A 25,246-nucleotide genomic window follows, 5' to 3' on the forward strand; every position below is an offset into this window, starting at 1 on the left:
AGACTTTTGAATATTTCGATAATTGTTTTTTATTTTTCAGCTCGTTTTCTGAAATTTTTAATTAAAACAAAAACTGAAAAAACAAAAACTATGGAATATACGACTGCCAGAGCAGGTTTTTCAAATTTCAAAGTTTCAAAATCGAATTGCTTATATAATGCAGCACCAACAATAATTGCTATAATGCTAAACGTAAATACAGGTACATTATTCTTATTTTCCATGTTTTTGGTTTTATTGGTTAATAGATTATTTAATTGTTTTTCCGGCATTTCCTGTTTTTACTTCTCCGGTTCGTTTATAATTTGCTAAAACAACTCCGGTTGTAGTTATTGTATTTTCTACTAATGTAAATCCTGAAGGATGCGCCGTATCATTGAACAGCTTTTTGCCTTTACCAAGTATTAACGGATGAATTTTTAATCTGAGTTCATCCACTAAATCATTTTTTAGTAATAAATGCACAAGTTCACTGCTTCCCCAAACCTGAATATCTAAACCTTCAGAATTTTTGAGTTTTTTGATATCAGCAAGACTTTTGATGAAATTAGAATTTTTCCAATCTGATTTTTTTCTCGTTTTAGAAAGAACATATTTATTTCCTTCATTAATTCCCGGCCAGAATGCGGCATTTTTTGGCCAATAATCTTCCCAGATTTCAAATGTTTTTCGGCCTAAAAGATAATCAGCAGGTTTTATTTCGTTTTTTACAGCCTTACTGTAAGCCTCATCTCCAAAAGGAGCTGTCCAACCTCCAAATTTAAATCCGTTTGATTTATCTTCTTTTGGCCCGCCCGGAGCCTGCATTACGCCATCTAAAGAAATCATCGACAAAACAATTATTTTTCTCATAATATATTGATTTTGTGTTTTATGTAAAGTTAAATATATTCAGAGACAAATAAATAAACTTATTATTCAATCACAAGTTTTACATAAGTATGGCCGTCTTCGTCAATATATTCAGCATTATAAGCTCGTTTGCCAATAAGATTTTTTACGGCATTTTGCGCATCCTCTAAATCTCCGCCTAATTCAAGAGTAACAATTTTTGAAATATTAAAAGCATCTTCATCAATAAAATCAGAAACATGAAGATAGAATTCATCCAGAATGTCTTCAAGCGGATATTGAGAATCTTCATTTTCTTCTAATTCATATGTTACGGCAAAAACATATAAATCGCCGTCTTGCTTGTCAAAATAGATTCCGTTTTCAATTAGTTCATAATTCGGGCTCTTATATTTGTCAAGTTCAATCTGCGTGATGTTTTTCATTTTTAAGGAAAGTTTTTTGTAGTTTGGTTTAAGATTATCAGGACGAATATAAAGAAATATTTAATTTCAATTTTATATTTTAGCAAAGCAGAGACCAATAAAGTTTTCTGTTTTTAAATTGAATTAAAACTCATGATTATTCTTTTTTTGGTTCTCTTTTTTATTGGGGTTTTATTTCTGTTGGTAATTATATTTAGGATTATTGAACCCGCTTATTTACTGTTTTTTAATAAACCATTATTTATATTCTGGCATCCGGTTTTAAATAAACTTAATGAAGCCGATAAAACAATCCTTCGTCGTGAATTTCCGTTTTATCTCAATCTCTCAGACAAAAAGAAAGGCTATTTTGAACATCGCGTAAAATGCTTTATTGATCATTATAATTTTGATGGAAAAGATATTGAAGTTATACAGGAAATGAAACTCATTATTGCCGGAACTTACATAATGCTGACTTTTGGAATGCGAACCTATTTGCTCGAATTATTTGAAAATATCATTATTTATCCCTCAGTATATTATTCGACTATAAATCAGGAATATCATAAAGGAGAATACAATCCAAGAATGAAATCAGTAGTTTTTTCCTGGGAAGATTTCCTAAGCGGACATCAAACGAAAGATAATATCAATCTAGGACTGCATGAATTTACCCATGTGCTGCATTTTTATTCCCGAAAAAGTTCTGATGCCGGAGCCGTAATTTTTTATGATGAATTTACAGAAATCGAAAAATATTTTGACGAAGAACATTTAAGGAATAAACTAAAAGAAAAACAGTATTTTAGAGAATACGCTTATACCAATAAGTTTGAATTTCTGGCCGTGATTCTGGAACATTTTTTTGAAACTCCGGAAATCTTTAAAAAAGAATTCCCGGAGTTGTATGAAAATGTAAAAGCCATGATTAATTTTAAAGAATAAGCTTAAAAAATTTCCGGAAGTCTATTTCGTATTTTGTAAAAAATTATCGATGTAATGTATTACCAGCGGAATATTTTGATGCTGAGGAGCATGCCCTGTTTGCGGCAGTACGATTAACTGAGATGTTGGGAGCTGTCTGGTCAGCGGATACCAATTTTCCACAGCAAAACTAGTGTCGTGATCTCCGGAAATTATTAAAATAGGTGTTTTAGTTGTTTTAAGTTTATCTCTATAATTCTCTTTGTCTTCGGCAGCGCCTTCGCCTCCTGCAAAATACAGCTGAAAAATTTCCATTGTTGATGGGATTTTAGAAACATCGATTCTTTGCGCAATTCGTTCGTGAGAAGCCTTTGCCGCTTGCCTGCTTTCTTCAGATTCCGGTTCAAAGAAAAGAACAACTTCATCCTCAAAATCATTTACAGGCTTTAAGGCATGGTCCAGAAATGATTGTTCCAGAGGCACAACTCTTTTTCCTATTGGTCCTGTTCCTAATAATATAGTGTGTGTAACAAGTTCAGGATATTGATGTGTTGCGGCCTGCGTGACCAATCCGCCGTAAGACCAGCCCATAAAAACGGCTTTTTTGATTTTTAGAAAATCACATAAATCTTTTACATCTTTGGCGACTTCTTTAACATCAGTTGGCAGTTTTCCGGTTGAATATCCAATTCCCGAATAATCGAAAGTAATAACCTGATGTTTTTCTGCCAGAAGATCCAAAAACAGCGGATCCCAGGTATCGAGTGTTCCTCTGAAACGATTAATCAAAATAATTGGATTTCCTTCGCCAATAGTGCGATAAGCAATTTTTCGATTAGGAAAATCTGCAAATTGAGTTTCAGAGTTTACAGCATTTATTTTTACAGTACTCATTATTTTTAGTTTTTAGTTAATAATGAATGAACAAACAATTTTGATGCCTTTTGAAAAATAGAAATAAAATCACGCTTCGGCAGAAAAGGGAAACTTTTAGCGTAGTTTTATTTCGCTAAAAAATGACTATTTCACGAAATGCAGCAGATTTTATATCTCGATTGTATCTCCAATTTTGGGTAAAAATAGATTTAAACCGGCTTTTTGAAAATCATTTAAAGCTTTTTGATGATCCATTTTAATAAAACCAAAAGTATCGTAATGAACGCCAAGAATTTTATTTACGCTAGCCAGTTTTGAAGCTTCAACGGCTTCTTCAATTCCCATTGTTAAACCATCACCAATTGGAAAAACGGCAAAATCTAATTTAGTAAATTTCGGAATCAGCTGCATGTCTAACGTCAGAGCCGTATCGCCGCTGTAGTAAAAATTTCCGTCGGCAGTTGTAAGTACAAAACCAGAAGCAATACCGCCGTAACTTCCATCCATAAAACTGCTCGGATGCTGTGCTATCACACATTTTACAGTTCCAAAATCAAAGCTGAATTTACCGCCGGGATTTATGGGATGCGAATTTTCAATGCCTTGTTTTAAAAGCCAGTTGTAGATTTCAAAGTTTCCTAAAACTTTTGCTCCGGTATTTTTTGCAATTCGTTCTACGTCCAGAATATGATCGTAATGCGCATGCGAAAGAAAAATATAATCGGCTTTTATTTCGTCGACATTAATATCTTTTGCTAATTCGTTTGGAGTAATAAAAGGGTCAAAAAGAAGATGTTTCCCGCCGGCAAAAACAGAAAAACACGAATGACCGTAGTACGTTACTTTCATGGTATATAATTTTGAAATTAATAAATAGATTATCTATTTAAAACCAAATAATATACCAGCTGTTTTTTGTTCTGTTTAAACTAAAAGGTTTTATTTGGTAATAAAATAATAATTTTCTTTTTTAAACTCGACCGTTTTCTCAAAAGTCAATAATTGAGAATACATAACAACTCCGGCAAGTTTCCATTCTAAAACACCTCCAACATGATATCTGTAAAAGTTATCTTTATTTGTTTTATTGATATTGATAAAATCAGTACGCCAGTTAGTACCGCTTACAAGTCCTGTTGTGGTTGTTATGGCAGAAAGTGCCTCTTTATCATTATATTGCACAAGCATTTTAAGCTGCGATACTAAATTATCTTCCAGAATAATAGTGGTAGTGTGTGTTTCGAGAGTATTTGGGGTATTTTCTTTTTTATTTTCAAAACTAAATTTTTTGTTTTCATAGTCTTTTTTAGGACCGCCCATAAAAGATAATAAGCAAAAAGAAAAAATGATTGCTGCAAAAAGGCCAATCTTTTCACGAATATGTTTTACCGCTTTAAAACACAAAACAATGAAAAAAATTACGATAGAAATATTTAATATTCCCCAGATTAACTGCAGCATAAAATTTGTTTTTGGATAAACGAAAATAATAATTTAATCTGAATTTTAGGGCTGTTTTCTAGAAAACAAATTCTCTGCAACCCATGCAGGGCCAATTAAAAGAAACTGTAAATCTTTTAAAAATGATGGTTTTTTACCTTCAATATTATGACCGTAAAACTGCCCAATCCAGGCAATAACAAACACACCAATTGAGAATATCCATAAAGGAAATATCTGGCCGATGTAATAATTAACAACAAGACAGATTCCTGAAAAAATAGCAATTTTTACCGCCATAGTAATCGATAACCGAATGTAAAAAATTAGAACAAAAAGCAAAATCACAAAAGCCCAGTTTTCGATAACCGGTAAATTTAGGTTTAAAGTATTCGCAATAATACCGCTTGGAATACTCATTAATAAACCTACTATAGAAAAGTAAATTGCCGGAACACAAATGTAATGTATGGCTTTGTTTTTTGGGTTTTGATGACTTACGGCATATTCTGCAAACCATTGTTCTAATGTTCTCATTTTTTGTGGTTTTAGGTTAGTTACCGTAAATCTAGTAAAATTTCCTTTAGCTTTTACCGTGCTGTATTTTCATTATTTGATTGACAATTTCAACCGCTTTTTCAAAAGTTATTCCGTTTTCCTGATCGATTGTTAAAGGATGATTTTCTTCGATCATTTTTATTTCCGGAATTAAGCCTAATTCCTGTTCAATGGCAATGGTTTTCAGCGAAATTGTTTTGCCGTACGTAGGGACATCAGTCTGCATCCAGCCAAAATAAGGCTCCTGATTTACACGTTCCGGATCTTCCCATAAATCCATTCTTACGCAAAAATTAGCTTCGCTGATTGTTGTCCAGACATTAAAAACCAAATCTTCGTGATAATCGATAATTGGTATTGTCAGTCTGCCGCGATGAAAAAAATGTTCTTCATCTACATAACACCAGCTTCCTCCATATTCAATACGCTTTTCTCTTTCTTCGGGTGGAACAGAGAAATAATAAGCAGGAAATTCATTGCCGAAACACAATGGCATTTCGTCGTAAACCTCGCCGCAGCAAGAACATGTGTAACTCAAATTTGTTTCGTTTTTAGAAGGATTTAATTTCAAAAGATGTTTTTTTATGCATTATAAATTTTAAAAAACAACGCAGAAGTTTTTATCTTCTGCGCAGTTTTTAATTTTGTTATTTAAGGATCAAAAAATTAAAAAATATCATTAGTATCTGTAACTAATTTTAATTTTTTAAATCTGCTTTTATCATAATCAATTCGGTTGGCTTTTACCGCTATTGGGAAAAGGGTATCTGTATTTGAAACCATTTTAAGCTGATTTTGCGAGTTAACCGAAAAGTCGACTTTTCCGCTGGCAATTTCGTTTAAACTGGCCGTTAAATTATTATCTACAACAAAATCAGTTTCGATATCAACAATTACGTTTTTGGCAAACACAATACCGCTTATTACAAGAATATAATTGCGGTTGGCATTTTTAAGAAGAGCAGGATTTGGATGCAGAAAATCAGCATTAAACATATAATCTTCCAGATTTCCAACTGCGTATTCTTTGGTAATTGAATTATCATAACTAATCGTTACTTTTTTTCCGGATTTAATTTTAGAAGTTAATTCAAAATTTCCCAGTCCCAAAGTCTCCATAATCTGCTGTAAAAGCGTTATACCAATATTAAATCCATAATCATCTTTATGGTTTGAATTAACATTTAACGCAGGATTTACAATTTCGTTTAAAATAATGTTACTTTTAAAAGCGTGCTCAATATGAGCGTAGTAAAGCTGAGCTTCATCAAACGGCCTTTTAAGCCATAATTGCAGCGGTTTGTGGTTTCGTACAGGACCTTGAATTATATCATAGCCCTGATTGCTTAAAAATGTGGTAAGTTTCATTTTTGGGGTCTTTTAAGTTATTCTAGTCGTTAAATTGATAACAAATTTTAGATTTAAAATAGTTTAAACCTAAAATTGTTCTTACAAAATTACACATTGATTACGAAGTAAGCCCAAAAAGAATATTTTATTTGAGTTAAAAAATCTAAAACCTAATTTTGGTTGTATTTAAAAACATTATCCCACAATTCGTCAATTTTAATCAACGCTTCGTTTAGCGGAATTACCTGCCATTTTCCGTTATTTTCAATTCCAAGTCCAATGCTTTTTAGTTTTAAAAGTGCATCGTGTACATCAAAATCAAGTTCTGTTTTTAAGTTTGAAGAAAACCAGGATTCAATCTGTAAATCGAGTTCTTCGGCCGTTAATGGATTTTGGCTTTGATTTAAAAAAGTATATGCCAGAATGGTTTCTTTTAATGCTTCTTCTTCAGATGAATTTAAAAGCGAATAAAAAGCACCGCTGTTGTTCCCGAGATTTTTAAAATACAAACTGTCTGAAAGTGTTTTAGAATATCGGATTTTCTTATTTATAAAATTATTGTACTGTCTAAAACAATAAGCAGCCAGAATTCCTAAAGCAATTAAACCCTGATTTAAAGAGGTTTTACTATTTAATAAGTCAATCGTTTCGCCGGTTTGATACGCTTCGTACATATTTATAAGAGCCGGAATTACTTTGGCACTCAATAACGAAATACCTCCAAAAACACCCGGAACCCAAAGCAGCATTTTGTCTTTTAAAGACATTTTTGGAACCGCATTTGGAAAAATGGTTTCAAGATCGTTTTTAGGAACACGTTTAAAAATCTTCAACGCAATCGAACCCGGATCAATTGGCATTTTACCTAATTTTACTTTCTTGGCGGCCAGATAATCAGCATCGCTGTAATTAAGGTAAATAAGAACACGTTCGTAATATTCGATTTCGACTTCTTTTTTCCAGAAAAAATACTTTTTGATTTTTTCTTTTGCTTTATGATGACCGCGTACGTATAATTCGTAATCCTTAAAAGCATTAAAATCTATAGAAAGATTTAAGCCAATTAAGTCATTTTCTTCAAACGCTGTTTTTAAAGTTTCTTCGCTGATTCGATAATAATTGCCGCGTTCTAAAACCGTAAGCAGGGTTTCTTTAAAAACCGAAAAATCACTTTTGCCAATATATTTTTCACGTTCCTTTTCGCTTAAATCCGGATCGTATAAAGCATAGTTTTGTTTTAAATTTCGGTTAAGGTTAAAAGACTCATAATGATAATAATGTTCGATAATTTCGAATAATTTTTTATATCCGTCAACCTTTTGTTTGTCTTCGGCAAAAGCGGCAATTTGCTGCTCAAGTAAGAATTCCTTATTAAACGGAATATAATGTTCTCGTTTCATATCGATCAGGGCATTAATTTGTTTTTAGGCGCAGAAGCGGCAAAGATACAAGGTTTTGTTTTTGAATTTGAAAAACGGTTAGAAAAGCAATTTCAATATTTTTTAAGGTCTTAAATATCAATTAAATAAAATGACGTATTTTGCATAAACCTTAGCGGTAAAATTATTTTCTATGGAAAAAATTCTGGCTTATATCGACCTGCTCGGATTTACGAAGATGATCGAAAATGATCATAAAAAAGCCGAAGAGCTGCTTTTGAAGTTCTACGATATTGCTTTTAGAATTATTAAAGATGATGAAAGGCTGAAAGGAAATATATCTTCTGATTGTCTTTTGGTTTATTCTGAAGATTATGCGGCGCTTATAAATTGTCTTGCAGAAATTTACCGCGAATGTTTTCTGCTGAATGATTCGTTTACAAATGCCGATTTTTATTTACTTCCCCGCGGCGCTGTAAGCGTGGGCGCAATGACAATTGGCGAAAGAGATACTTCGCTTGCTATTACAAAAGATTTTATGATAGGAAAAGCACTTGTGCATTCGTCTAAGCTGGAACCGCAGATAAAAGGCAGCCGACTTTTGATTGCGGTAAATGCCGAAGATGAACAGCAGAAAACGGCCTTGCTTGAAAACAAAGAAATCAGAAGTGCGCTGTATCAAAACTGTACTTTTAAATTCTGGCCCGGTTATCATTATGTAGATGCTTTATGGTTTCTAGATCTTTATAAAGAGCCCGAAGAGCAAAGAAAAGAGATTTTACAACTTTTGAAAATAGCCATAAAACTCACGAAAAGTAACAGCCAGAATACTAAAATTGCCGAACATTATATTAATACCTTACGAATTGGATTACTGAGTTATTCAAAATTTGTTGAAAATGGCAATGATGCGATGTTTCAGACCATAATGCAGGATTTTAAAAATGATGAATATTGGTTTTTGTGGCTTACCGTAATCGAGATTGCAATTAACCGCAAAGAAGAACTTAAAAATGCTGATTGGTCTCTTGTTCTTATTTTTTATAAAAAAGTTAGTCTCGAAAAAAGCTGGATGTTTGTAATTGAAGAAATTAATAAACCCGAAAAACTTTATTTAAAAAAGGCACTGCAGACTTTTATCGATTAAAATGCGAGTATAAAAAATACAAAAGCCGTAAAATAATTTTACGGCTTTGTTTCCCAGGGACAATACATTAGACATGCCCGGATTAGCTGCATATCTAATTTTTTTGATCTGTTATAAACAGACTTAATTTTGGTTCTCTCATATAGATATCCAGAAGGATAGCGGATTTCTAAATACTTTCTATGAACACCCTTGGCGAAAAGGGCGAACCGCGGTTTTTGGAAAAATTTGGTTTTTTGCCCTGGTAAATTTTAATGTTTTATAAATTATTTTTTTCTTCTTTTAATCGTTGTTCCTGACGTTCTCTAACAATCTTATATTCGTTGTCAAGCCTTTTGTATTCTGCCTTTATAATGTCGCATATAATGCCTGTACGGTCACCTCGAATCGACTTTCGAATATAATCGTAAGAATAACCGTGCTTTTCTTTAATAATCTTTAACACTTCTTGATTGTAACTTGGCTGAGATTTTATATTTTTGCCCATTGTATATTTTGTATTAAAAGTAGGACAAATATACGTAGGATATTTCTTAGTTACAAATTATTTGTAGGATATTATATTAAAAAGTGAAAATTATGGCGGAGAATACACTTAAAAGGATTAAACAGTATTTAGATTACAAGCGCATTAGAGTGAGGGCGTTCGAGAGGGTAGTGGGAATGTCGAATGGATCGTTTGCCAGTCAGTTAAAAAATGACAAAACAATTGGTGTAGATAAATTAGAAAATATCTTACACCAGTATCCGGATATTAATTCAGAATGGCTTTTAAAAGGCAATGGCGAAATGCTTTTATATGACAGCGTAAATGAGGACCGCGAGGTTTATAAAAAAACAGAAAAAAGAGCGCATAGTTATAACATTCCGGTTTATGATATCGAAACAACTGCCGGAATTGCTGATTTGTTTGCAGAAAAAAGCACTCAAAAGCCTATTAGTTTTTTAAATGTTCCCAGAATTTCTGAATACGACGGCGCATTGTATGTAATTGGCGAGAGCATGTATCCACTTTTAAAAAGCGGCGATGTTGTAGTTTATAAAAAAATAAATAATATTGAAAACAATATTGTTTGGGGTGAAATGTATCTGGCATACATTAATAACGATGATAACGAGTTTTTCCTGACCCGATATTTAAAACAATCAAATCGAAAAGGATATGCACAGTTTGAATCGTATAATAAGGATTATGAAACGGTAGAATTTCCAATAAGCAGTATTAAAACGCTGGCACTTGTTAAAGCTTCTGTGAGGTTTAATTCTCAATTTTAGAATTGCTAAACCTTATTTTGTTTTAGAACAACTTATAAAAATGAAAAGTGGGATTTCCAATCGTTACCAGCGATTTGAAATCCCACTTTCAGTTCCAAAAAAAAGTGACAAAACTTAACAAGCTTTCTTGCGAAAAACTATATTCTAAAATTAAAAAAATTATTGCATGCAAGTATACGCCGAAATAAAGTTTGGACACCAAGTATTTATACCTGTTTTTGTTTTTTTGATATAAAGCTTAATTAAAACAAAGGTTTTTTTACTATTTAATGTTAAAAAAAGAAAAGCTGCAAACCCAATTTGCAGCTTTATAATTTCTTATACTTCTTCTTTGAAAATAGATATACACCTATGGTGTTTTATGTAACCGTTCCTTAATGGTTTTATTCAAGTGTCTTTTTGATAAGATTTTCAACCAGGTTCCTATTCGCTCTTTCCATTATTACATAATCCTTCTTAATATTATCCGGTTTTATTCCTTGTACAGAACCATTTATACACTGGCGGATGTAATATTTAGAAACTTTGTATTTTAAAAACAAAGCTTCTAAAATATTAGAATCATAGGATTTGTAAATTTTTGTCTTACTTTTACCCATTGTTTAAATTGTTTTAAATATTAAAACAAATTTAGAAGATAATTTTCAACTAAAAAATTATTTCGAAGATAATTTCTTACATAATGGGTGGTATTCTGGAAAATGTAAAGAGCCTGGCTGTTCATGAAGGTATTACAATAACCAAATTGGAGCAGGTGATTGGTGCGAGTAAGGGAGTTTTATCTCGTGCAATAGCGAACAATAGTGATATTCAGGCAAAATGGATAAAAAAAATAGTTGAAAATTATCCCCGATATTCTTGCGACTGGTTGATAAAAAATGCAGGACCAATGATAAAAAATACAGAATTTGTAGGAATTGAGGAATCTAATATAGAAGAATCAGTGCTTTATAAAGATCTTGCCGATGCCAGAAAGGAAACAATTGACAGTTTGCAAAAGATAATTTTGCTTTTAGAAGAGCAGGTTGAAACCTTAAAAAAAGAAAAAATGACTAAAAACTAAAACTTTTAGTTAATTTCCGATTTTTTTAATTTGATTATCTTTTCAATGTATTCCTTCAAATCTTCTTTGTCTACAGCAAACAAAGCCCTTTCATCTTCGTTTTTAATATACAACTCTGCAATACCTTCGGCATTCATGTTTTGAGTTTGATAATGATGCTCTACATATTGAATTAAATTATCCAGAAAAAGCTCTTTCTGGCGTCCTTTTTCCAGCATTTCGGGGTCGGCATTTTTGATTTTTTCTATTTCAGATTCCGGTAAATCGATCGTAAGGTAACTCGCATCTACAGGAACATTTGCCAGCATTTCGGGAGAAGTTGTTCCCGAAGCATTACAATAAGCACAAGGAGCAGGCACCCATTTTAACTGCCTGTTTAAACGTCGAATATCTTCCTGATCTACAAATCCTTTTCCCAGACATCTGGGACATTCTAAATCTGACTTTTTAAATAAAAATTTAAAAATGGACATTTTGCTGCAAGTTTGGTTAGTGGTTTTCCTGAAGTGCGAATATAATTATTTATGTAAGAAAATTATTTTAATGAAGACTATTTTTTAATAACAAACGGTTTTCTGCGGTATTACAACGCATATTTCTGTTTATATTGACTTTTAAAACATGGATATTACGCAGCTATTTTGCTCTTTCAATACAAAGAAGTTTAGGTGTTAATGTTCTAAATTTGACAGAAGATTTTTACTAAACAAATTGATTTTAAGATGGAAAATATACAAACCACAAAATTGCAGAATTTCTTTAGAATTCTGTTAGGGCTTTTTATGATTACGGCCGCATTTGGTCATTTTACTTTTCAAAGAGCCGATTTTCAGGCGCAGGTTCCTAATTGGGTTCCTATGGATAAAGATCTTGTTGTAATTCTTTCCGGAGTTGTCGAAATAGCTTTAGGACTCAGCATGTTGTTTCTTACCCGATATAAAGTGTATGTGGGAATTGCGCTGGCAGTATTTTACGTATTGGTTTTTCCGGGTAACATAGCGCAATATCTAAACAAAACGCCCGCCTTTGGTCTCGACACCGATCAAGCCCGATTGATACGATTGTTTTTTCAGCCTGTTTTGATTTTTCTGGCGTTGTGGAGTACGGGAGCTATTAGTTATTTAAAAAGGAAATTCTAATATTAATAATTGTAAGAAAATATCCTGTTTTTTCCTTTTTCAGAATGTATTAATTTTGTACGTTTGTCATCGACAAAACATTATTAAGGATTTATTTCCTAAGACTTTTATAAGTTTAAATAAACGAGCCCTCATTCACGTTGATGGAGCTAGTGATAGCCCTAATCTCATTCCTTAAGAATGTTTTGTCACAACCGAAGATGAGGGCTTCGTGCGTTTTAATATTTTCAGAACATGACAAAAGAAAATCAAAAAACACACCGCGACGTAATGCGGTCAGTAGCCATTTTCGTTTCAAACCTGAGTTTTGACGGCGAATTTCAAAAACAACCTGTGTATTTGCAGGAAATATTTGAGTTATTACTCAATACAGAATTTGGAAACGATCTCATTGTAAGACAAAAAATGTTAAGCTGTCTTAAAACAAGCAGAGATTTGGTTAAAGTTTTATCTCAATACACAGATAAGCAAATTCAAAAAGCCTGCGATAATGTAACAATGGTAAAAGCAATTTAATTTTATTAATGTAAAATTTCTAAATGCTTAAAATTGAAAAAAGAGACTTTAAAGTCTCTTTTTTGTTTTTGGAATTATGTATGCTGGCGCGAGCGTCCCGCTCGTGCAAAATTAGCTGATACAAGAGATTTAATACGTTCACGAGCGGGACGCTCGCGCTAGCTGGGGAGTATTTTTCAGCGTATTTTTAAATCTGTAATTACCGTATCAAATTATCTAACAAAATCTGATATTTCCTTCCCACAGGAATAATTTCTCCGTTCGACATCGTAAGACTTTTAAATGTAACTGATGAAATTTTGTTTGTATTTACAATAAAAGAACGGTGCACTTGTACAAAGCTGGTGCAGTTAATTTCTGCGGCAATGCTCGAAAGCGAACCATAAATAATATGCGGTAAATTGTGTTTTGTACTGTAAAGTTTCATGTAGTTGCCCAGACTTTCGATATAAATAATATCAGAAAGCATCATGTCGATTGTCTGACCGTTTACGCGGCAAGAAAATGTTTTGGTTTCGGTATCGATATTCTTTTTTATGTTGCTGCCAGAGAAATAGGTTTTGGCTTTTTCTATGGCTTTGGCAAATTTTTCGGGAGAAATGGGTTTTAGCAAATAATCGATCGCATCGTTTTGGTAAGCCGAAAGGGCAAAATCAGAATATGCCGTAGTGACAATCGTAAGCGGGCGATTGGGCTGCATTTCCATTAATTCTACGCCTGAAATTACAGGCATATTAATATCTAGGAAAATAATATCGTATTGGTTGGCATTAAGCAGTTTTAAGGCTTCCATGCCACTAAAAGCACTTCCGGAATGTTCCAGTTCGTCAAATTTAGAAATATGCGAAATCAGCGCTTTATGCGCCGGCGATTCGTCATCGATTATTAAACAGCGGTAGGTAAGTGCCATATGCTTAATTTTACAGTAAACGTATTTTTCTCTTTTTTACAGCTCAAATCGTGTTTTATGCCGTAAACTTCTAAACGTCGTTTGAGATTTTCAATTCCAATTCCGGTTCCGGAAAGTCGTGATCCTGATTCGAGATAATTGTTTTTTAAGGTAAATATCAAATTTCGGTTTTTTACTTTCAAATCCAGATTAATAAAAGGTTCTGCGGTTTCGGCAGAAAACTTTACTGCATTTTCTACCAAAGGTAAAAAGAACAAAGGCGGAATTTCTATTAGATCATGAAGACCTTCAAAGTTTTGGTTTACAACAAGTCTTTCGTTTCTAAACTTATAATAATCAATGTATTTTTTAATAAAAGCGATTTCTTCTTCCATTAAAACATAATCTTTTTTAGAAGCTTCAATTTGATACCGAAGTAAATCTGAAAGATTTAAAATTCGATCTGGCACTTTATCGGGTTCTGCCAGTGCTTCTCCATAAAGATTATTCATGGCATTTAATAAAAAATGCGGATTGAGCTGCTGTTTTAAAAAGGAAACTTCTGACTTGAAGTTCATAATATCTTTATCGGCCTGACTCATTTTTTTAGTTATGGCGATGTGCATAAAATAAAAAAATGTGCCGTTAATAATAAGCGATACAATTTGAAGGGTTTTTAAATCTCCCAGTCCCACATTTGGAAAAAACCAGTTCATAAAGTAATAAAAAGCCACCCAGTATGCCACAAGAAGTACAAAAAAGAGTTTAAACTTTTTACGAAACAAAAACGGTTTAATAATAAACATATTAAAAAGCGTAATCCATACAATACAAGGAAAATACCCTATAGCTACTTTGCTGAATATGTAGATACAATTATAGCCTTCGGCTCTTATTTCGTCGAAAACACAGGCTACAATAACTAGGTAAAAGAGAATGTTTACGATGAGGTTTCTGAGAAAAAAATTCTGGTAGATTTTTGCAAATGTCATAATGGCAAAAATACTATAATCCTATAGTTTATAATGCTTTGAATAAAATATTTTATACAAACGCCGTTCGTATAAATCATATGGCGCTGGTATAAAATTGCTGTTATAATACGTGTACGTGATTTATTTTTGAATCATCAAAATTTAAGATCTAAAAAATGTTTAATTATGGTTGTTGAAATTTTTAAAACAAACGTAGAAAAGGCTGCCCAAACAAATTATATAATTGCGGTAATCAAAAGGCAGTTTCCTTCTTATAAAATTAATTTTGATCTGGAAGACTGCGATAAAATACTTCGTGTAGAAGCTGTAGAACCACAGTGGAACGTTATTATCGATTATGTAAATCGTTTGGGATTTTCATGTATCAGGCTAGAATAATATTAAAATGCTTCAGGGTTAGGATTTTAAGTCCCTCAAAAAACTTAAATAAAAACAGGTATAAATACGTGATTGCATCTGGCTTTTTTGTAAGTATTTTGCTTTGTTTTTTATTTTTAAAAATTTTATTACAATGATAAGTTTTATTCTTTCGGTTTTTGTCATGCTATTTAAACTTTTGGCATAACAAATTGTTTTTTTCTGCATATTTAAAGCTTTTTCATAGTCAAAATGAGTAATCGCTTTTTGAGCATTATTTTCTACATTTGTGCGATATGAAAAAAGCTTTCCAACTCTTTGATTTTACCCAAAAAGTCAATTATAAAAATGAAATTTTAGCCGGTTTAACAGTTGCAATGACCATGATTCCAGAATCGTTGTCGTTTGCTATTTTAGCCGGATTTCCGCCTTTGGTTGGATTGTATGCGGCTTTTATTGCCGGATTAGTAACCGCTGTTTTTGGCGGAAGACCGGGAATGATTTCTGGCGGCGCAGGAGCAACAGTTATTGTTCTAATTGCTCTTATGAAATCGCACGGAATAGAATATGTTTTTGCTGCCGTGGCACTTGGCGGTGTTGTGCAAATTTGTATTGGACTTTTTAAACTTGGAAAATTTATTCGCTTAGTTCCTCAGCCTGTTATGTTTGGTTTTGTAAACGGATTGGCGGTTGTAATTTTCATGTCGCAGCTCGAACAGTTTAAAACCATTGTAAACGGTCAGGTTTCGTGGCTTCAGGGAACACCTTTGTATATAATGCTGGGTTTGGTTGCGCTTACTGTTGCCATTGTTTTGGTTTTTCCTAAAATTACAAAAGCAGTTCCGGCATCTTTAGTGGCTATTATGGTTGTTTTTGCTTTGGTTATTATTTTTAATATTGAAACCAAAACTGTAGAAGATATTGCATCTGTTCAGGGCGGATTTCCTCCATTTCATATTCCAAATATTCCTATTTCTTATGAGACTCTAAAAATTATATTTCCATATTCTGTAATAGTAGCGGCCGTTGGTTTAACAGAAGGTCTGCTTACGCTGAATCTGGTAGACGAAATCACCGGAACCCGCGGAAACAGTAACCGCGAATGTATTGCGCAGGGAAGTTCGAATATTTTAAACGGGTTTTTCTACGGAATGGGAGGCTGTCCTATGATTGCACAGACTTTGGTAAATCTGGGAGCAGGTTCAAGAGCCAGGCTTTCGGGGATTATTGCTTCTTTAACCATTTTGCTGATTATTCTTGTTGGTGCTCCGGTAATTGGAAAATTACCAATGGCTGCACTTGTTGGTGTTATGATGATGGTTGCTATTACTACTTTTGAGTGGGCTAGTTTCAGGATTATTAATAAAATGCCAAGACATGATATTTTTGTTGGAATTTTAGTAGCGCTTATAACTATTGTACTGCATAATCTGGCTTTGGCAGTTTTAATTGGTGTAATTATTTCGGCTTTGGTTTTTGCCTGGGAAAGTGCCAAAAGAATTCGAGCCCGACATTTTATTGATGAAAACGGGGTGAAAAATTATCAAATTTACGGTCCGTTATTTTTTGGTTCGGTTACTGCTTTTTTAGAAAAATTTGATGTGCAGAACGATCCGGCTCATGTAATATTAGATTTTAAAGAAAGCCGTGTGTCTGATATGTCGGCGATTGAAGCATTAAATAATCTCACTAAAAAATACAATCAGCTTAATAAAAAAGTCGAACTAAAACATTTAAGCGCCGACTGCAGACAATTACTTAAAAATGCCGATGCTGTTATAAGTGTAAACGTAATTGATGATCCAACGTATAAAGTGGTTTCTTAATTAATTTCTCTTATTTTCTAATCACTAAATTTTTCTAATTAAACCAAAGATTGATTTTTGTAACTTTACGAAATGAAACTTACAGAAACCTTAGAAGATTTTTACACGATAAAAGTAAATGGAATGCCCGAGAATCTTAAAAAAGAAATCGGACACTTTAATGTTTTTAAACTTGATGATTTTGTTGGAAGTATCTGCAAACCATTTCCATACACAAGAAAAGACTTTTATAAAATCAGTTTGATTATTGGAAAAAACAAAGTTCACTACGCTGATAAAGTTGTAGGTATTGAAGAACAGGCTTTATTTTTTGCTAATCCGCAGATTCCGTATAATTGGGAACAGATTGATGAAAATCAAACCGGTTTTTTCTGCATTTTTACTGATGCGTTTTTTAGTCAGTATGGTAATTTAAAAGAATATCCTTTGTTTCAGCCGGGAGGAAATCCTATTGTTCCTATTTCTAAAGAATTAGCAGAATCTCTAAAATTGGTTTATTTAAGAATGTTCGATGAAATCAATTCCGATTATGCTTTTAAATATGATGTACTTCGAAATCTGGTATTTGAAATTATTCACCTCGCACTCAAAACACAAACTGTAACTACTTCATTATACAGTAAATCAAATGCTGTAATCAGGATTTCTTCTTTATTTTTAGAATTATTAGAACGTCAGTTCCCAATAGAATCTATTACACAGCAAATTAATTTCCGTTCGCCTTCAGAATATGCAAGTCAGTTAAATGTGCATGTTAATCATTTAAACAAAGCCTTAAAAGAAACAACCGGAAAAACGACTTCGCAAATTATTTCAGAGAGAATTGTTCAGGAAGCCATGATTCTGCTTAAACAAACCAATTGGAATATTAGTGAAATTGCCTGGTGTTTAGGTTTTGAAGAACTGTCTCATTTTATTAATTTTTTCAAGAAAAACGCTCAAATCTCACCTAAAAACTACCGGTTAGCAGAAATTGTTTGATTTTTGCAGCTTCTTACTTGATTGCTTTAATTTTTAAGAAGCATTAAGCCAATACCTTTGTCTTGTAATTATAAACGTAAAAATTTAAAATCATGGGAAATAACAAAGTTTGGTTTATCACAGGTGCTTCAAAAGGACTTGGATTAGAATTGGCTAAAAAACTTTTAGCAGAAGGTTTTAAAGTTGCAGCAACATCACGAAGTGAAGATGCTTTAATAAAAGTTTTAGGAAATACATCTGAAAATTTCCTTCCGCTTGAAATGGATTTGGTAGATGAAAAAAGTGTAAAAAATGCTATTGACAAAACTATAAGCTATTTTAAAACGATTGATGTTTTGGTAAACAATGCCGGTTACGGTTTACTTGGAGCTTTAGAAGAATTAACAGATGCAGAAGCAAGAAAGAATTACGAAGTAAATGTTTTTGGATTATTAAACGTAATCAGACATACAATGCCTATTTTACGTGCAAATCAATCTGGGCATATTTTTAATATTTCTTCTGTTGGAGGATATTACGGTGAGTTTCCGGGCTGGGGAATCTATTGTTCAACCAAATTTGCTGTTGCCGGTTTAACAGAATCTTTAGCAGCAGAAATAAAACCTTTTGGTGTTCATGCAACGATTGTATATCCGGGTTATTTTAGAACTGATTTCTTAAAAGATAGTTCTTTATTACTGCCGGAAACTCCAATTGCGGAATACAAAGAAGTAAGACAATCTGAAAACGCACACAAGGAAGGAATCAACGGAAATCAGCCGGGAGATCCTATAAAATTAGCCGAAGCTTTAATTAAAGTAAGTCAGGATCAAAATCCACCGCTTCATTTGTTTTTAGGTGAAGATGCCTTTAATATGGCAAACCAAAAAATAGCAAGTGTTCAAAGTGAATTAGGACAATGGAAAGAAGTTTCTGTTGGAACTAATTTTAATTAGAGAATATGTCAATTTGATAATTAGAAATTTTGTTGAATTGTCTCCAGATTTATCTGGAGGAACAAAATAAATGATGAAGAGGGCTTTAGCCGAACTGTAAAGTTTGGCTAAAGCCCTCTTGGGATTCAATCAGTCAATCTCCAGCTAAAACAGGAGACAATTGATTTTTATGTAATGAATAGAACTATCTAATAGACAAATTCTCAAATTAGCACATTATTTCAACATTGCATCAACATCACTCAGCTTACCATCAATCTCTCCGGTTTGTAAACCTAAAATATGGGCAATTAAAGGGTAAACAGAAACGTTTTGGAATGTTTTTACTTTTTTATTGATTTTAAAAGCAGGTCCTTTTGCGTAAAAAATAGCGTGCATATCTTTTTCGTCATTATCATAACCGTGTGTGCCGCCTTTTATATGCGTACTTTCTTTACTTACCAAACTCCATCCTTTTTCTGCTTCAATTACAAAATCGTGTACACGGGGATTGGTTCCGTAATGTAATCGTTTTGGAACTTCTGATGATTTCCAGAATTTAATATGCGGTACTTTCTTCAATGCGTTAGCAATAGAATCCTGATAACCGGCTTTTGCCTGCAGACTCATAATTGGGTTTACTACATCTTTATAACCCAGCCATTCTGGTTTTAAGTAATCAAGAACAGCCACTTTTTTATCGTTGCTTATATCGGCCATTCCGTGATCTGAAACAATGATTAAATTGATTTGTTTTCCAATAGGCAGTTGTTCTAATTTTCTTGAAATTTCGCCCATAATAGAATCCATTTTAATGACCATTTTTTTGTTTTCCGGCGAAAGCGGCCCAAAATTATGTCCGGTATGATCTGGTTCATCAAAATATAAAGTCACTAAATGCGGACGTTGTTTTTCCGGAAGCTGCAGCCATTTCATAACCGTATCGATTCTGGCTTCATACGGAATTTTACCATTATAATTTTTGAAATAACTTGGATTTCTTTTATCAATATCAGAACCCGGCCAAAAGAAAGAAGCTGTTTTTACGCCTTGTTGCTCGGCTAAATTCCAAATTGGATTTCCTCCATAAAAACGGGAATCATTTTTTGCATCGCTTGATAATGAAAAAGACTGATTTAAAGAAGTATCATAAAAAACATTATTAATGATTCCGTGATGATCCGGATAAAGCCCCGTTACAATCGAATAATGATTTGGGAAAGTTTTACTTGGGTATGAAGGTTTCATAGATTTTGCATGAACACCTTCTTTTTCAATCTGTTTTAAATTCGGAAGATCAAATTGTTTCTGAAAATCCCAGCGAAATCCATCCATAGAAACTAAAACGACGTAATTGTCTTTTTTGTTTTGGGCATTTAAAAATGGAGTGAGGAGTAAAAATGTAAAAAGTAAAAGGTGAGTAGTGAATTTTCTCATTGTGTAATTTTAAAGAATACAAAGTTAGCACTAAACCATTTTTAAAAGAAAAAGAGAATGTTAAATAAAAGATTAGCCACTAATTGCTTCGTCTGTTCGCTATCGCTCGAGTCGTGGCTAAAAAAAAGCACCGGATAAATCCAGCGCTTTTAAGTTTTAAGAAAATTAAGAAACGATTACATCATTCCCGGCATTCCACCTCCCATTGGCATTCCGCCTCCGGCATTTTCTTCTTTAATATCGATTAATGCACATTCTGTAGTTAAGATCATTCCAGAAACAGATGCAGCATTTTCAAGAGCTACACGAGTTACTTTTTTAGGATCGATAATTCCAGCCACAAGCATATCTACATATTCGTCAGTTTTAGCATTGTATCCAAAATCACCTGAACCTTCAGAAACTTTAGCTACAACAACAGAACCTTCAAGACCTGCGTTTTCAACGATAGTTCTCAATGGAGATTCAACTGCACGAGATACAATCTGAATTCCAGTTGCTTCGTCAGCATTGTCAGCTTTAAGAGATGCTAAAGCTGCTTTTGCTCTTAATAAAGCAACACCACCTCCGGCAACGATTCCTTCTTCAACAGCAGCGCGAGTTGCGTGTAAAGCGTCGTCAACTCTGTCTTTTTTCTCTTTCATTTCTACTTCAGAAGCAGCACCAACATAAAGAACAGCAACACCTCCGGCTAATTTAGCCAAACGTTCTTGTAATTTTTCTTTATCGTAATCAGATGTTGTAGTTTCCATCTGACCTTTGATTTGGTTTACACGGTTTTTGATGATATCTGCTTCACCAGCACCACTTACTATAGTTGTATTGTCTTTATCGATAGAAACTCTTTTTGAATTTCCTAACATTTCGATAGTTGTGTTTTCTAAAGTATATCCTCTTTCTTCAGAGATTACAGTTCCTCCTGTTAAGATTGCGATATCTTCTAACATTGCTTTTCTTCTGTCACCAAAACCTGGAGCTTTTACAGCAGCAATTTTAAGAGCACCTCTTAATTTGTTTACTACTAATGTAGAAAGCGCTTCTCCGTCAACATCTTCAGCAATAATTAATAATGGTTTTCCTGATTGTGCAACCGGTTCTAAAACAGGAAGTAATTCTTTTAAAGAAGAAACTTTTTTGTCGTATAATAAGATGTATGGAGAGTCTAATTCAACTTCCATTTTCTCTGGGTTTGTTACGAAATATGGAGAAAGGTAACCTCTGTCAAACTGCATTCCTTCAACAACGTCAACAAAAGTATCAGTTCCTTTTGCTTCTTCAACAGTAATAACACCTTCTTTACCCACTTTTGCGAAAGCATCAGCGATTAACTCACCAATAACTTCGTCATTATTTGCAGAGATAGAAGCGATTTGTTTGATTTTGTCAGAATCACTTCCAACAACCTTAGCCTGAGAAGCTAAGTCAGCAACGATAGCTTCAACAGCTTTATCGATACCACGTTTTAAATCCATTGGGTTTGCGCCCGCAGCAACGTTTTTAAGACCTTCTTTTACGATAGCCTGAGCTAAAACTGTAGCAGTTGTAGTTCCGTCACCCGCTAAATCATTGGTTTTAGAAGCTACTTCTTTTACCATTTGAGCACCCATATTTTCTAATGAGTCTTTTAATTCGATTTCTTTTGCAACCGAAACACCATCTTTAGTAACTGTTGGTCCACCAAATGATTTTCCAATAATTACGTTACGACCTTTTGGTCCAAGTGTTACTTTTACAGCATTTGCTAATGCATCAACACCACGTTTTAAACCGTCACGTGCTTCAATATCAAATTTTATATCTTTTGCCATTTTTTTAATTTTTGTTTAAAGTTTGATTTGTTTCAAGTTAATGAAGTTTTATGCTTCGTACTTAAATACAATATTTTTAGATAATCGCTAAAATATCATCCTCGCGCATGATTAGATAATCAGTGCCTTCTAATTTTAATTCTGTTCCGGCATATTTACCATAAAGAACAGTGTCGCCAACTTTTACAGTCATAGTATGATCTTTAGATCCGTTTCCTACTGCAACTACAGTTCCTTTTTGTGGTTTTTCTTTGGCAGTATCTGGAATAAAAATCCCTGACGCAGTTTTAGTTTCAGCTGCAACAGGCTCAATAAGTACGCGGTCTGAAAGCGGTTTAATGTTTAAAGCCATGATTTTATATTATTATAGGTTATACGTTTTTTAATGTTCTATAAACTTTCAGAAATTGTGCCATGCTCTATAAACTGACATTTTTTCTTAAAAAAAATGCCAGCTTTGACAGGCTGGCATTTTCTGAATTATATCAAAATTATTATTTTGTAGCAGGTGCTGCCGGAGCAGGAGTTTGTTGAGCTGGTGCAGCAGGTGCAGTTGCAGCCGGAGCTTCACCTTTTTCAATAATTTTTGATCCTGTATCTCCTAAAGCTCCAGTAAAACTTAAGCTTGAAAGAAGGATTAAAGCAATCAAAATAGTAGCTAATGTCCAGGTACTTTTATCTAAAAAGTCAGTTGTTTTTTGTACACCGCCTAACATTTGAGTTCCGCTGATAGTAGAAGATAATCCTCCTCCTTTAGGGTTTTGTACCATAATCACTACGATCAATAGAAAGCAAACTATTGTGATTAAAACTAAGAAAATTGAAAATGTGCTCATTGTATTAATTGTTATTGTTATTTTGTTGTAAAATCTTTATATCCGAAATGCGGTCTGCAAAGAAACTAATTTTTTCTGGATATTTCAAAATTAATATTTCATATGCTTGTATGGCCTTTGTATATTTTTTTTGTTCCAAATATACACGGGCTAAAGTCTCTGTCATAAGGTATGAATTCTCCTCTTCATTTATATTAAATTGAATAGGAGGAGTGGACATTGTTGGTTTTATTGGAGAGATTTTAGGATTTGTTTCTATAAATCTGTCAATAATTTCCGCTTTTTTCTTCTTTTCCTCTTCAACAGAAACTATTTCAGTTGGTTCAATTGTTTTTTTTTCACTGTTTCCAGTTTCATTTGCATCTTCAGAACGGTCTATAGGTTCTGCTCTTGCTAATTGAAGCCATTCCTGAAATGAATGTTTTTCGCTGACAGAAAAATCGATTGGTTTTCCTATTTCTAAATTTTCCTCTGCTTCTTTTATTGTTTCAGAAATTTCAGTTTTAGATGTTTCTATTTCAGGAATTTCTACTTCAGAAGTTTCATTCTCAGGAATTTCTATTTCTGAAATTTCAGTTTCTTCAGCTTTTGTTATTTCTTCAGTCTTTGTTTCGTCTGTTAATACAGGTTCTTCAAAACTAACATTAGCCGCTTTTTTAATAGAAACTAAAACGGATTCTTCAGCTGGGTCTATACGAACTTCCGGAAGCTCATCATCTACAAATTCATCAAAAAAAGTAGCTCTTGCAGCAGGTCTTACAATATTTAAATCAGCTGTGTTCTCTACAGGCGTTTCTTTAAATGTATTTAATATTTCTTCTTCGCTTGGCGCAGCAATTGATTCCTCTTCTAAAATTGGATCAATTACTTCTTCTTCGATTTCTGTTACTTCTTTAAAAGTGTTTAGTATTTCTTCTTCACTTGGTGTAAGAACAGATTCAACAATAATTCCTTCAACAGGTTTTTCTTGAATATCTTCTGTAAAAGTGTTTGTTATTGTCTCTTGTTCTGTAGAAGTTTCAACTGCATTTTCTGTAGACGCAGTTGTTCCTTGTTCAACTTCGGTTACTTCTTTAAAAGAATTAAATATTTCTTCTTCGTTTAGAATTGCTACAGGTTCATCGATAATTTGATTTTCTGTATTTTCTTCAACTTCATTAATTTCTTTAAACGAACTAAGGATTTCTTCTTCACTAGGTGTTACAACAGCTGGCTGTTCCTGTATTTCTTCTGTTTGAGCAGAAATTGGTTCTTCAAGTACAGGTTCTGGTTTTGCTTCAATTTTAGAAGGTTCTTCAAAAACTACTGTCGTTGCTTCTTTAATCGATTTTAAAATAGATTGTTCGATAGGATCAATACGAACTTCAGGAGTTTTTTTAACTTCCTCAAATGAAACGACTTCGCTGTCAAAAACCTTTATTTCTAAAAGCTCTTTTAATTTTTGATCATAAAAATCATTTTGAATAGAAGTAAACGTTTCAGATGTTATAAAATCAAATAAAACCGAACGATCTGCAGTATGTGCAGCGGTTACTTTTAAAGCATAATTATACTTAAAGCTGTTTTGACTGTAGAGACCTTTTAATCGAAGCGCTCTTGCACTTTGAAAATACGGAAATTCATTCAAAACACTTCCTAATGCTTCCGCATGCTTATCTGTTATAGCATCGGGTTTGTTCATTAAGTAGGTATAATCAGTAACGTTCATTATTGTTTGTTTAATCTGTTTGTTATTATTGTTTATTAGAAAATAAACATTTTACCATTTTGCCAGTGACTCATTAAAAATATCCTGAGTGATTCTCTCAAAAATAGTTTTAATAGCTTCGTTTAAAACCGTTCCTGTTGGAAGACTTGTTCCAGGGAAATCATAGTAAAACTCAAAAGGCTTTTCAAAATCGTCAGTTTCTTTCTTTTTATTTGTAAACCTTACATTAATACGTATTGTTAAACGGTTTTGTGCCGCTTGTTGATCTGCTGTCGCTGTCATTGGCGTAATTCTATAATCAACAATTTCACCTTCATAAACTAATTCTCCTCCGCTGCTTACCAGGTTTAAGTTGGTTTGATTCATGATCAAATCCTGCAATGCCAGTGTAAAATCTCTGTCAATTCCCGGTTCAACTAAGTCAGCATTGTTATGAAAAAAGTTAACCTGAAATGTTTTGGCATCAATTGTTCCTGTTCCTGTAAAGTTATAAACGCCGCATCCGCTAAAAGTGGTCGCAACTAATAATAGTAAAAGATATTTTAAGTGTTTCATTTTGTTTTTAGGAT

Annotated in this window: 31 protein-coding genes; 10 read left to right on the forward strand and 21 right to left on the reverse strand. The window is 33.2% G+C overall.

What is annotated here, in order from left to right:
• Positions 1–29: 29 nt before the first annotated feature.
• From ABD859_RS09575 to ABD859_RS09585, 3 genes are all read right to left on the reverse strand, one after another.
• Complete coding sequence (locus ABD859_RS09575; RefSeq protein WP_345143445.1) at positions 30–224, reverse strand: hypothetical protein; 195 nt, start codon at positions 222–224, stop codon at positions 30–32.
• Positions 225–249: 25 nt separating this feature from the next.
• Complete coding sequence (locus tag ABD859_RS09580) at positions 250–852, reverse strand: dihydrofolate reductase family protein (RefSeq protein ID WP_345143448.1); 603 nt, start codon at positions 850–852, stop codon at positions 250–252.
• A gap of 62 nt (positions 853–914) precedes the next feature.
• On the reverse strand, positions 915–1,277 hold the full coding sequence (locus ABD859_RS09585; RefSeq protein ID WP_345143450.1) for a hypothetical protein: 363 nt from the start codon (positions 1,275–1,277) through the stop codon (positions 915–917).
• Positions 1,278–1,409: 132 nt separating this feature from the next.
• Here ABD859_RS09585 and ABD859_RS09590 point away from each other — a divergent pair, with 132 nt between their 5' ends.
• On the forward strand, positions 1,410–2,204 hold the full coding sequence (locus tag ABD859_RS09590) for a zinc-dependent peptidase (RefSeq protein ID WP_345143452.1): 795 nt from the start codon (positions 1,410–1,412) through the stop codon (positions 2,202–2,204).
• Positions 2,205–2,225: 21 nt separating this feature from the next.
• On the opposite strand, the gene ABD859_RS09595 is transcribed toward ABD859_RS09590, so the two are convergent.
• The 7 genes from ABD859_RS09595 to ABD859_RS09625 all read right to left on the reverse strand — a co-directional run bounded on the left by ABD859_RS09595 (position 2,226) and on the right by ABD859_RS09625 (position 7,807).
• Positions 2,226–3,077, reverse strand: a complete 852-nt coding sequence (locus tag ABD859_RS09595) for an alpha/beta fold hydrolase (RefSeq protein WP_345143455.1) — start codon at positions 3,075–3,077, stop codon at positions 2,226–2,228.
• A gap of 150 nt (positions 3,078–3,227) precedes the next feature.
• Positions 3,228–3,908, reverse strand: coding sequence for a metal-dependent hydrolase (locus ABD859_RS09600; RefSeq protein ID WP_345143457.1), 681 nt, complete (start codon positions 3,906–3,908; stop codon positions 3,228–3,230).
• Positions 3,909–3,998: 90 nt separating this feature from the next.
• Positions 3,999–4,520 (reverse strand): hypothetical protein, encoded by a 522-nt coding sequence (locus ABD859_RS09605; protein ID WP_345143460.1) that lies wholly within the window; start codon positions 4,518–4,520, stop codon positions 3,999–4,001.
• Positions 4,521–4,565: 45 nt separating this feature from the next.
• Positions 4,566–5,036: an Mpo1 family 2-hydroxy fatty acid dioxygenase gene (locus ABD859_RS09610; RefSeq protein ID WP_345143462.1), complete on the reverse strand. Its 471-nt coding sequence runs from the start codon at positions 5,034–5,036 to the stop codon at positions 4,566–4,568.
• A gap of 46 nt (positions 5,037–5,082) precedes the next feature.
• Positions 5,083–5,628 (reverse strand): DUF2199 domain-containing protein, encoded by a 546-nt coding sequence (locus tag ABD859_RS09615; protein ID WP_345143464.1) that lies wholly within the window; start codon positions 5,626–5,628, stop codon positions 5,083–5,085.
• Between the two features lie 95 nt (positions 5,629–5,723).
• Complete coding sequence (locus tag ABD859_RS09620) at positions 5,724–6,425, reverse strand: gasdermin (RefSeq protein WP_345143467.1); 702 nt, start codon at positions 6,423–6,425, stop codon at positions 5,724–5,726.
• Between the two features lie 152 nt (positions 6,426–6,577).
• Positions 6,578–7,807: a TMEM143 family protein gene (locus ABD859_RS09625; protein ID WP_345143470.1), complete on the reverse strand. Its 1,230-nt coding sequence runs from the start codon at positions 7,805–7,807 to the stop codon at positions 6,578–6,580.
• A 172-nt stretch (positions 7,808–7,979) separates the two neighbouring features.
• Between ABD859_RS09625 and ABD859_RS09630 the strand changes: the two genes are divergently transcribed.
• Positions 7,980–8,933 (forward strand): hypothetical protein, encoded by a 954-nt coding sequence (locus ABD859_RS09630; RefSeq protein ID WP_345143473.1) that lies wholly within the window; start codon positions 7,980–7,982, stop codon positions 8,931–8,933.
• A gap of 259 nt (positions 8,934–9,192) precedes the next feature.
• On the opposite strand, the gene ABD859_RS09635 is transcribed toward ABD859_RS09630, so the two are convergent.
• Positions 9,193–9,420, reverse strand: a complete 228-nt coding sequence (locus tag ABD859_RS09635; RefSeq protein ID WP_345143475.1) for a hypothetical protein — start codon at positions 9,418–9,420, stop codon at positions 9,193–9,195.
• 92 nt (positions 9,421–9,512) lie between these two features.
• Between ABD859_RS09635 and ABD859_RS09640 the strand changes: the two genes are divergently transcribed.
• The gene (locus tag ABD859_RS09640; RefSeq protein WP_345143478.1) at positions 9,513–10,208 is read left to right on the forward strand and encodes a S24 family peptidase; all 696 of its coding nucleotides are present in this window, start codon (positions 9,513–9,515) and stop codon (positions 10,206–10,208) included.
• A 383-nt stretch (positions 10,209–10,591) separates the two neighbouring features.
• Here ABD859_RS09640 and ABD859_RS09645 read toward each other — a convergent pair whose 3' ends face one another.
• Positions 10,592–10,807 (reverse strand): hypothetical protein, encoded by a 216-nt coding sequence (locus ABD859_RS09645; RefSeq protein ID WP_073407760.1) that lies wholly within the window; start codon positions 10,805–10,807, stop codon positions 10,592–10,594.
• An 83-nt stretch (positions 10,808–10,890) separates the two neighbouring features.
• Here ABD859_RS09645 and ABD859_RS09650 point away from each other — a divergent pair, with 83 nt between their 5' ends.
• Entirely contained in the window at positions 10,891–11,271 is a 381-nt protein-coding gene (locus tag ABD859_RS09650; RefSeq protein WP_345143482.1) for a hypothetical protein, read from the forward strand.
• Positions 11,272–11,276: 5 nt separating this feature from the next.
• Here the strand turns inward: ABD859_RS09650 and ABD859_RS09655 are convergent, their stop codons facing one another.
• Positions 11,277–11,744 carry a hypothetical protein gene (locus ABD859_RS09655; RefSeq protein WP_345143484.1) on the reverse strand — a complete coding sequence of 156 codons (468 nt, stop codon included), beginning with the start codon at positions 11,742–11,744 and terminating at the stop codon, positions 11,277–11,279.
• Positions 11,745–11,993: 249 nt separating this feature from the next.
• Between ABD859_RS09655 and ABD859_RS09660 the strand changes: the two genes are divergently transcribed.
• The gene (locus tag ABD859_RS09660) at positions 11,994–12,410 is read left to right on the forward strand and encodes a DoxX family protein (protein ID WP_345143486.1); all 417 of its coding nucleotides are present in this window, start codon (positions 11,994–11,996) and stop codon (positions 12,408–12,410) included.
• A 234-nt stretch (positions 12,411–12,644) separates the two neighbouring features.
• On the forward strand, positions 12,645–12,926 hold the full coding sequence (locus tag ABD859_RS09665; RefSeq protein WP_345143488.1) for a hypothetical protein: 282 nt from the start codon (positions 12,645–12,647) through the stop codon (positions 12,924–12,926).
• A 199-nt stretch (positions 12,927–13,125) separates the two neighbouring features.
• Here ABD859_RS09665 and ABD859_RS09670 read toward each other — a convergent pair whose 3' ends face one another.
• Both ABD859_RS09670 and ABD859_RS09675 read right to left on the reverse strand, forming a co-directional pair.
• Positions 13,126–13,836, reverse strand: coding sequence for a LytR/AlgR family response regulator transcription factor (locus ABD859_RS09670; RefSeq protein ID WP_345143490.1), 711 nt, complete (start codon positions 13,834–13,836; stop codon positions 13,126–13,128).
• A complete protein-coding gene (locus ABD859_RS09675) occupies positions 13,812–14,621 on the reverse strand; it encodes a sensor histidine kinase (RefSeq protein ID WP_345143493.1) in 810 nt (269 codons plus the stop codon). The genes ABD859_RS09670 and ABD859_RS09675 overlap by 25 nt, the downstream gene beginning before the upstream one ends.
• A gap of 354 nt (positions 14,622–14,975) precedes the next feature.
• On the opposite strand from ABD859_RS09675, the gene ABD859_RS09680 reads away from it, so the two are divergent.
• The 4 genes from ABD859_RS09680 to ABD859_RS09695 all read left to right on the forward strand — a co-directional run bounded on the left by ABD859_RS09680 (position 14,976) and on the right by ABD859_RS09695 (position 18,909).
• Positions 14,976–15,188, forward strand: a complete 213-nt coding sequence (locus tag ABD859_RS09680) for a hypothetical protein (protein ID WP_345143496.1) — start codon at positions 14,976–14,978, stop codon at positions 15,186–15,188.
• Between the two features lie 275 nt (positions 15,189–15,463).
• Positions 15,464–16,993: a SulP family inorganic anion transporter gene (locus ABD859_RS09685; protein ID WP_345143498.1), complete on the forward strand. Its 1,530-nt coding sequence runs from the start codon at positions 15,464–15,466 to the stop codon at positions 16,991–16,993.
• Between the two features lie 72 nt (positions 16,994–17,065).
• Complete coding sequence (locus ABD859_RS09690; protein WP_345143501.1) at positions 17,066–17,974, forward strand: helix-turn-helix domain-containing protein; 909 nt, start codon at positions 17,066–17,068, stop codon at positions 17,972–17,974.
• Between the two features lie 92 nt (positions 17,975–18,066).
• On the forward strand, positions 18,067–18,909 hold the full coding sequence (locus ABD859_RS09695; protein ID WP_345143504.1) for an oxidoreductase: 843 nt from the start codon (positions 18,067–18,069) through the stop codon (positions 18,907–18,909).
• A gap of 216 nt (positions 18,910–19,125) precedes the next feature.
• Here ABD859_RS09695 and ABD859_RS09700 read toward each other — a convergent pair whose 3' ends face one another.
• From ABD859_RS09700 to ABD859_RS09725, 6 genes are all read right to left on the reverse strand, one after another.
• Positions 19,126–20,325 carry an alkaline phosphatase family protein gene (locus ABD859_RS09700; RefSeq protein WP_345143507.1) on the reverse strand — a complete coding sequence of 400 codons (1,200 nt, stop codon included), beginning with the start codon at positions 20,323–20,325 and terminating at the stop codon, positions 19,126–19,128.
• 176 nt (positions 20,326–20,501) lie between these two features.
• A complete protein-coding gene (groL, locus tag ABD859_RS09705) occupies positions 20,502–22,133 on the reverse strand; it encodes a chaperonin GroEL (RefSeq protein WP_345143510.1) in 1,632 nt (543 codons plus the stop codon).
• A gap of 76 nt (positions 22,134–22,209) precedes the next feature.
• Positions 22,210–22,485 (reverse strand): co-chaperone GroES, encoded by a 276-nt coding sequence (locus ABD859_RS09710; protein ID WP_012023920.1) that lies wholly within the window; start codon positions 22,483–22,485, stop codon positions 22,210–22,212.
• 142 nt (positions 22,486–22,627) lie between these two features.
• The gene (gene secG, locus ABD859_RS09715) at positions 22,628–22,969 is read right to left on the reverse strand and encodes a preprotein translocase subunit SecG (protein ID WP_345143513.1); all 342 of its coding nucleotides are present in this window, start codon (positions 22,967–22,969) and stop codon (positions 22,628–22,630) included.
• Positions 22,970–22,973: 4 nt separating this feature from the next.
• On the reverse strand, positions 22,974–24,677 hold the full coding sequence (locus tag ABD859_RS09720; RefSeq protein WP_345143516.1) for a tetratricopeptide repeat protein: 1,704 nt from the start codon (positions 24,675–24,677) through the stop codon (positions 22,974–22,976).
• A 51-nt stretch (positions 24,678–24,728) separates the two neighbouring features.
• The gene (locus ABD859_RS09725) at positions 24,729–25,232 is read right to left on the reverse strand and encodes an LptE family protein (RefSeq protein WP_345143519.1); all 504 of its coding nucleotides are present in this window, start codon (positions 25,230–25,232) and stop codon (positions 24,729–24,731) included.
• Positions 25,233–25,246: the final 14 nt, after the last annotated feature.

Source organism: Flavobacterium ginsengiterrae (assembly GCF_039539785.1).
GTDB lineage: Bacteria > Bacteroidota > Bacteroidia > Flavobacteriales > Flavobacteriaceae > Flavobacterium > Flavobacterium ginsengiterrae.